Here is an 8,241-nt window from a genome sequence, read left to right as displayed (position 1 = left end):
GTGGACGTCGTACTGAACAGCCTCACGGGCGAGTTCATCGACGCCTCCCTGCGGCTGCTGGGCCCGGGAGGCCGCTTCCTGGAGATGGGCAAGACCGATCTTCGGGTTCCGGATGAAGTGGCCGCCACGTGTCCGGGGGTCACGTACACCGTCTACGACCTGGTCGGCGACGCCGGCCCCGACCGTATCGGCCGGATGCTGGACCGGCTCGGTGAGTTGTTCGCCTCAGACCGGCTTAAGCCGCTCCCGGTACGTTCCTGGCCGCTGGACAAGGCACGGGAGGCGTTCCGGTTCATGAGTCAGGCGAAGCACACCGGCAAGCTGGTGCTGGAGATCCCGCCTGCCCTCGATCCCGAGGGCACGGTGCTGATCACTGGTGGTACTGGCGCGCTGGGGCGGGTGGTGGCGGAGCACCTGGTACGGGAGTGGGGTGTGCGGCATCTGCTGCTGGCGAGCCGTCGCGGTGCGCAGGCCGCGGGCAGTGGGGAGCTGGTCGACAGGCTGGCCGGGCTGGGTGCCGAGGTCACCGTCGTCGCTGCCGATGTCGGTGATCGGGACGCGGTGAGGGAGCTGGTCGGCAGGATGGATCCCTCGCATCCGTTGACCGGTGTGGTGCATGCGGCGGGTGTGCTGGAGGACGCCGTGGTCACGGCGCAGACGTCGGAGGGGCTGGCGCGGGTGTGGGCGGCGAAGGCGGCTGCCGCGGCGAACCTGCACGAGGCGACGCGGGGGATGAGGCTCGGCCTGTTCGTGGTGTTCTCCTCGGCGGCTGCCACCCTGGGCAGCCCGGGCCAGGCCAACTACGCCGCCGCGAACGCCTACTGCGACGCGCTGATGCAGCACCGCAGGGCCGGGGGACAGGCGGGACTGTCCGTCGGATGGGGCATGTGGCAGAGCTCGGACCGCACGCCGAACGGCACTTCGGGTGGCGGGACACGCGGCATGGCGGGCGGGCTGAGCCGGACGGACGTGGCGCGGATGAGCCGTATCGGGGTCAAGGCGATGAGCGACCGGCACGGGCTGGCCCTGCTCGACGCCGCGCACCGCCACGGCCGCCCCCACCTGGTCGCCCTCAACCTCGACCTGCGCACCCTCGCCACGCACCCCGTGGGCACCCGGCCGGCCCTCCTGCGCGGCCTGGCCACCCCCACCGCGGGCCGCGCGAGCAGGCCGACCGCGACCGCGGACGCGCAGCCCGCCGACCTGGCGGGCCGACTGGCCGCCCTGTCGCCGTCCGACCGGCACCACACGCTGGTGAGGCTCATCAGGGAGCAGGCCGCCACCGTCCTCGGCCACCACCCCGACGGCCTGGCCGCGAGCAGCACGTTCAAGGAACTCGGCTTCGACTCCCTCACCGCGGTCGAACTGCGCAACAGGCTGTCCGCCGCCACCGGTCTCCGCCTGCCCGCCGGTCTCGTCTTCGACCACCCGGACGCCGACATCCTCGCCGAGTACCTCGGTGCGCAACTCGCCCCCGACGCCGACACCCCGGCCGGGCAGGAGGCCACCGACCCGATCCTCCGCGATCTGGCGAAGCTCGAGAACGCCCTGTCGACCACCCACGTCGAACACCTCGACGCCGACGCGGTCACGGCACGGCTGGAATCGCTCCTGTCGAAATGGAAGGCGGCCGGGGCGTCGGCCGGCTCCGGCAGCACGAAGGAGCAGCTCCAGGACGCCACGACCGACCAGGTCCTCGACTTCATCGACAAAGAACTGGGTGTGTGAAACGACCGTGCACGGCGCGACAACCACGCTGAAGGCTGGGTGAACTCTCATGGCGAGTGAAGAGCAACTGGTCGACTACCTCAAGCGGGTCGCCGCCGAGCTGCACGACACCCGGCAGCGTCTGCGTGAGGTGGAGGACCGCCGACAGGAGCCGGTGGCCGTCGTCGGCATGGCCTGCCGCTTCCCCGGCGGGATCGACACGCCCGAGGGCCTGTGGGAGCTGGTGGCCGCCGGAGACGACGCCATCGAACCCTTCCCCACCGACCGGGGCTGGGACATCGAAGGCCTCTACCACCCGGACCCCGACCACCCGGGGACCTGCTACGTCCGCGAGGGCGGCTTCCTCAGCGGCGCCGACCGGTTCGACTCGGACTTCTTCGGCTTCAGTCCACGCGAAGCCCTGGCCAGCAGCCCGCAGCTGCGGCTGCTCCTGGAAACGTCCTGGGAGGCCCTCGAACGGGCGGGCATCGACCCCACCTCCCTCAAGGGCAGCCCCACCGGCGTCTACGTCGGTGCCGCCACCACCGGCAATCAGACGCAGGGCGACCCCGGGGGCAGGGCCACCGAGGGATACGCGGGCACCGCGCCCAGCGTCCTGTCGGGCAGGGTCTCCTTCACCCTCGGGCTGGAGGGCCCGGCCGTCACCGTCGAAACCGCGTGCTCCTCCTCGCTGGTCGCGATGCACCTGGCCTCGCAGGCGCTGCGGCAGGGCGAGTGCGACCTCGCCCTCGCGGGCGGCGTCACCATCATGTCCACACCCGAGGTGTTCACCGGCTTCTCGCGGCAGCGCGGCCTGGCACCGAACGGCCGTTGCAAGCCGTTCGCGGCGGCGGCCGACGGCACGGGGTGGGGGGAGGGCGCGGGCCTGATCCTCATGGAGCGCCTCTCCGACGCGCGCCGCAACGGTCACAGGGTCCTCGCCGTCCTGCGCGGTTCGGCCATCAACCAGGACGGTGCCAGCAACGGCTTCACCGCGCCCAACGGCCCCTCGCAGCGCCGCGTCATCCGTCAGGCACTGTCCAGCGCCCACCTCTCCACGTCGGAGATCGACGTGGTAGAGGCGCACGGCACCGGCACCAGGCTCGGTGACCCCATCGAGGCCGAAGCCCTCATCGCCACCTACGGCAAGGAACGCGAGGACGACCGTCCCCTGTGGCTCGGTTCGGTCAAGTCGAACATCGGTCACACGCAGGCCGCCGCGGGTGTGGCGGGCGTCATCAAGATGGTGATGGCCCTGCAGAACGACCTGCTGCCCGCCACGCTGAACGTCGACGAGCCGACCCCGCACGTCCAGTGGGACGGCGGCGGAGTGCGCCTGCTGACCGACCCCGTCCCCTGGACGCGCAGCGAACGCCCGCGCCGCGCCGGGGTCTCCTCCTTCGGTATCTCGGGGACGAACGCGCACGTGATCCTGGAGGAGGCGCCGGAGGAGGACCCGCAGACGGGCCCGGTTTCCGTGCCCGCTCCGGTGGCGGGTGGGGTGGTGCCGTGGGTGGTCTCCGGTCGGTCGGGGGACGCGTTGCGGGATCAGGCGCGGCGGCTGGGCGGGTTCGTGGCCGGTGGCCGGGGTGGGGATGCCTCGTCCGTGGAGGTCGGCTGGTCGCTGGCGACGAGCCGGGCGGTGCTCGAGCACCGTGCGGTCGTGGTGGGCGCGGACCGGGATGTGCTGTCGGGTGGTCTCGCGGCTTTGGCGGCGGGTGAGGCGTCGCCGGACGTGGTGTCGGGGGTTGCCGGTGATGTGGGTCCGGGTCCGGTGCTGGTGTTCCCGGGGCAGGGCTCGCAGTGGGTGGGCATGGGCGCCCGGCTCCTCGACGAGTCCCCGGTGTTCGCTGCTCGGATGGCTGAGTGTGAGCGGGCGTTGTCGGCGTATGTGGACTGGTCCCTGGCGGAGGTGCTGCGCGGGGACGGCAGTGAGCTGTCCCGGGTCGAGGTCGTGCAGCCGGTGCTGTGGGCGGTCATGGTCTCGCTGGCCGCGGTGTGGGCGGACTACGGCATCACCCCGGCCGCCGTGGTCGGACACTCACAGGGCGAGATGGCCGCCGCATGCGTCGCGGGCGCCCTGTCGCTGGAGGACGCGGCCCGGATCGTGGCCGTGCGCGGTGACGCGTTGCGGCAGCTGATGGGTCAGGGCGACATGGCCTCCCTCAGCGTGGGTGCCGAGCAGGCCGCCGAGCTGGTCGGGGACCGGCCCGGCGTGTGCGTCGCCGCCGTCAACGGACCCTCCTCCACCGTCATCTCCGGCCCGCCGGAGCATGTGGCCGCCGTGGTCGCGGAGGCGGAGGCACGCGGACTGCGCGCCCGGGTCATCGACGTCGGGTACGCCTCCCACGGACCCCAGATCGACCAGCTCCACGACCTGCTCACCGAACGCCTCGCCGACATCCAGCCGCACGCCACCGACGTGGCGTTCTACTCCACTGTCACCGCCGAGCGGCTGACGGACACGACGACGCTGGACACCGGTTACTGGGTGACGAACCTGCGGCAGCCGGTGCGTTTCGCCGACACGATCGACGCTCTTCTCGCCGACGGCTACCGCCTGTTCGTCGAGGCCAGTCCGCATCCCGTCCTCACCCTCGGCATGGAGGAGACCATCGAGCGGGCGGACGTACCCGCCACGGTGGTCCCCACCCTCCGCCGCGACCACGGTGACGCCACGCAGCTCGCCCGCGCTGCCGCGCAGGCGTTCGTGGCGGGTGCCGAGGTGGACTGGCGGCGCTGGTTCCCCGCCGAGCCCGCCCCCCGTACCGTCGACCTGCCCACCTACGCCTTCCAGCACCGGCACTACTGGCTTCCGGTGGACGGTGTCGGCGACGTGCGGTCCGCGGGGCTGCGGAGGTTGGAGCACACGCTGCTGCCCGCGGCGCTCGGGCTCGCCGACGGCGCGCTCGTGCTGACCGGACGGCTCGCGGCATCCGGCGGAGGCGGCGGTTGGCTCGCCGACCACGCGGTGGCGGGCACGACGCTCGTCCCCGGCGCGGCACTGGTCGAGTGGGCGTTGCAGGCTGCCGACGAGGCGGGTTGCCCCACCCTCGAAGAGCTGACGCTGCAGGCGCCGTTGGTGCTGCCCGGCTCCGGGGGCCTCCAGGTCCAGGTGGTCGTGGGCGCGGCCGACGAGCAGGGCGACCGGCGTGAGATACGCGTCTTCTCCCGCGTCGACTCCGACGAGGAACCGGACGGGGACGAGAACTGGACCTGCCACGCGACCGGCATGCTGAGCCCCGAGTCCGGCGGCGTACCGGACGGGCTGGGCGGTCAGTGGCCCCCGGCGGGCGCCGAGCCGGTCGACATCGGTGACCTCTACGAGCGGGCGGCGTCGGAGGGATATGAGTACGGCCCGTCCTTCCAGGGGCTGCGCGCCGTGTGGCGGGCCGGCCGGGACCTGCTGGCCGAGGTCGAGCTGCCCGAGCAGGCGGGCGAGCAGGAGGGGTTCGGCATCCACCCCGTACTGCTGGACGCCGCCCTGCATCCGGCGCTGCTGCTCGCCCAGGACGCGACCGACGACCCGGAAGGAGACCCGGAAGGTCCCCGCCTGCCGTTCGCGTGGAACGGCGTCTCCCTGTGGGCCACGGGTGCCGCGACCGTGCGGGTGCGGCTGACCCCCTACCGGGAACAGGGGACGGAACACGGGGCGGGGCTGCGTGTGACGGTCGCCGACGCCACCGGAGCGCCGGTGCTGAGCGTCGACTCCTTGGCCCTGCGGCCCGCCGACCCCGAACTGCTGCGCTCGGCGGGCAGGGCAGGCAGCGCCACCAACGGCCTGTTCACCGTGGAGTGGACCACTCTGCCCCCGGCGATGACGGGAACGGGCGCGGAGGAGGACGGCGACGACTGGGTGCTGCTGGGTCAGGACGCACCTGACTGGGCCGGCGCGGACATCCCCCGACACCCGGACCTGGCCGCCCTGCTGGCCGCGCTGGACGAACGGGTTGAACGGGAGGAAGGGGAAGGGCGGGAAGAGCACGGCGAAGGTGAGCGGGTCCCGGCGACCGTCCTCGTCGAGATCACCACCGGCGCAGCCGCCGGGACCACGGACACGGCCGACGGGACCGCCGCCATGGCCGACGGGACCGTCGACACGCGTGGCCGGGCGGTCGCCGAGCGCACCCTGCGGCTGCTGCGGGACTGGCTCGCCGAGCCGCGCCTCGCCGAGGCCCGGCTCGTCCTGGTCACCCACCACGCCGTGGCGGCGCCGACGGACGACGACGACCGGAATCCCCGGGCCGTCGACGTCCCCGCCGCCGCTCTGTGGGGACTGATCCGCGCCGCTCAGGCAGAACACCCGGACCGCTTCGTCCTGTTGGACACCGACACAGGCACGGACCGAGCCACCGTCGCGCGGGCCCTCGCCACGGGGGAGCCGCAACTGGCCGTGCGCGCGGGAGAGACGATGGCCCCCCGCCTCACACGCGCCGCCGCGCCCTCGCGCGACGGCGGTACCGATATCGACACCGCTGCCGCTGCCGGTACTGGCACCGGTGCCGAGGCCGACGTCACGCTCGACCCCGACGGCACCGTCCTCATCGCGGGCGGCACCGGCATGATGGGCGGACTCGTCGCCGAACACCTGGTGCGGGAGTGGGGCGTACGGCGCCTGCTGCTCGTCAGCCGACAGGGCACCGACGCGCCCGACGCCCGTGACCTCACCGACCGGCTGACGGCCCTCGGCGCGGCCGTACGCATCGTCGCGACAGACCTGACGGACGGGCGGGCCACCGCCGGACTCGTCGCCTCGGTCGACCCGGCGCACCCGCTGACCGGTGTGATCCACGCCGCCGGTGTCCTGGACGACGCGGTGGTCACCGCGCAGACCCCCGACCGGCTGGCCCGGGTATGGGCAGCCAAGGCCTCCGTCGCCGCCAACCTGGACGCGGCCACGGCAGACGTGCCGCTGGGCATGTTCGTGATGTTCTCCTCCGCCGCCGGTGTCCTCGGCAACGCCGGCCAGGCCGGTTACGCGGCCGCCAACGCTTTCGTCGACGCCCTGGTCGCCCGCCGTCGCCGCGCCGGCCTGCCGGGTCTGTCCATCGCCTGGGGACTGTGGGCGCGCGGCAGCGCCATGACCAGGCACCTGGACGACGCCGACCTGGCGCGACTGCGCGCGGGCGGGGTGAAGCCACTGCTGGACGACCAGGGCCTCGCACTCCTCGACGCGGCACGGGATGCGGCCGCCCACACCTCACTGGTGGTCGCCGCAGGTATCGACGTACGCGGACTGGCCGCCGACGACGTGCCCGCGATGCTGCGGAACCTGGCGGGGCGGACCCGCCGCAGGGCGGCGACCGGCTCCGCCGTCGACAAGGCCGCGCTGGAGAACCGCCTCGCGGGCCTGGACGAGGCAGAGCGGCGGGCTGTCATCACCGACGTCGTACGCGAGTGTGTGGCCGCGGTGCTCGGTCACCGGTCGGCGGCCGACGTACGCACCGAGGCCAACTTCAAGGACCTCGGCTTCGACTCGCTCACCGCCGTGCAACTGCGCAACCGCCTGTCGGCGGCCAGCGGCCTGCGTCTGCCCGCCACGATGGCCTTCGACCACCCGACTCCCCAGGCCCTCGCGGCGTATCTGGGCACCCGCCTGGGCGGCCCTGCCACGGCACCCGCCGCCCCGGTCGCGCTCCCCGCGACGGTCGACACCGGTGACCCGGTGGCGATCGTGGCCATGGCCTGCAAGTACCCGGGGGGTGTGACGTCGCCGGAGGAGTTGTGGGATCTGGTCGATGGTGGTGTGGATGCGATGGGGGCGTTTCCGGCGGATCGTGGCTGGGATCTGGAGCGTCTTTTCCATCCTGATCCGGATCATCCCGGTACCAGTTACTCGGATGTGGGTGGGTTTCTTCCGGATGCGGGTGATTTCGATGCGGGGTTCTTCGGGATCAATCCGCGTGAGGCGTTGGCGATGGATCCGCAGCAGCGGTTGCTGCTGGAGGCGTCGTGGGAGGTGTTCGAGCGGGCGGGGATCGATCCGACGACGCTCAAGGGCAGCCTGACCGGCACGTACGTCGGCGTGATGTACCACGACTATGCGGCGGGCCTGGCCCAGGACGCCCAGCTGGAGGGCTACTCCATGCTGGCCGGTTCCGGCAGCGTGGTGTCCGGGCGGGTCGCCTACACCCTGGGGCTGGAGGGTCCGGCGGTGACGGTCGACACGGCGTGTTCCTCGTCGCTGGTGTCCATCCATCTGGCGGCGCAGGCGTTGCGGCAGGGCGAGTGCGACCTGGCCCTCGCGGGCGGCGTCACCGTCATGGCCACACCCGAGGTCTTCACCGGCTTCTCGCGCCAACGGGGCATGGCACCCGACGGCCGCTGCAAGCCGTTCGCCTCCGCTGCCGACGGCACCGGCTGGGGCGAGGGCGTCGGCGTCCTCCTTCTGGAGCGTCTGTCGGACGCGCGCCGCAACGGTCATCACGTACTCGGACTCGTGCGGGGTTCGGCGGTGAATCAGGACGGTGCGAGTAATGGTCTGACGGCGCCGAATGGTCCGTCGCAGGAGCGGGTGATTCGTCAGGCGTTGGC

At 72.8% G+C, this 8,241-nt stretch carries 2 protein-coding genes; both read left to right on the top strand.

The features are described 5' to 3' along the window. A partial coding sequence (locus ABZ354_RS28395; protein WP_358661555.1) for an SDR family NAD(P)-dependent oxidoreductase occupies nt 1-1,728 on the top strand: 1,728 nt, incomplete at its 5' end. A 49-nt stretch (nt 1,729-1,777) separates the two neighbouring features. Continuing rightward, the coding region (locus tag ABZ354_RS28390) for a type I polyketide synthase (protein WP_358661553.1) at nt 1,778-8,241 on the top strand (6,464 nt) is incomplete at its 3' end.

Origin of the sequence: Streptomyces sp. NPDC005925, from assembly GCF_040638805.1 — a bacterium.
Taxonomy (GTDB): domain Bacteria; phylum Actinomycetota; class Actinomycetes; order Streptomycetales; family Streptomycetaceae; genus Streptomyces.
Note: the sequence above shows the minus strand (reverse complement) of the source record. Positions and strands in the feature narration are given on the sequence as shown.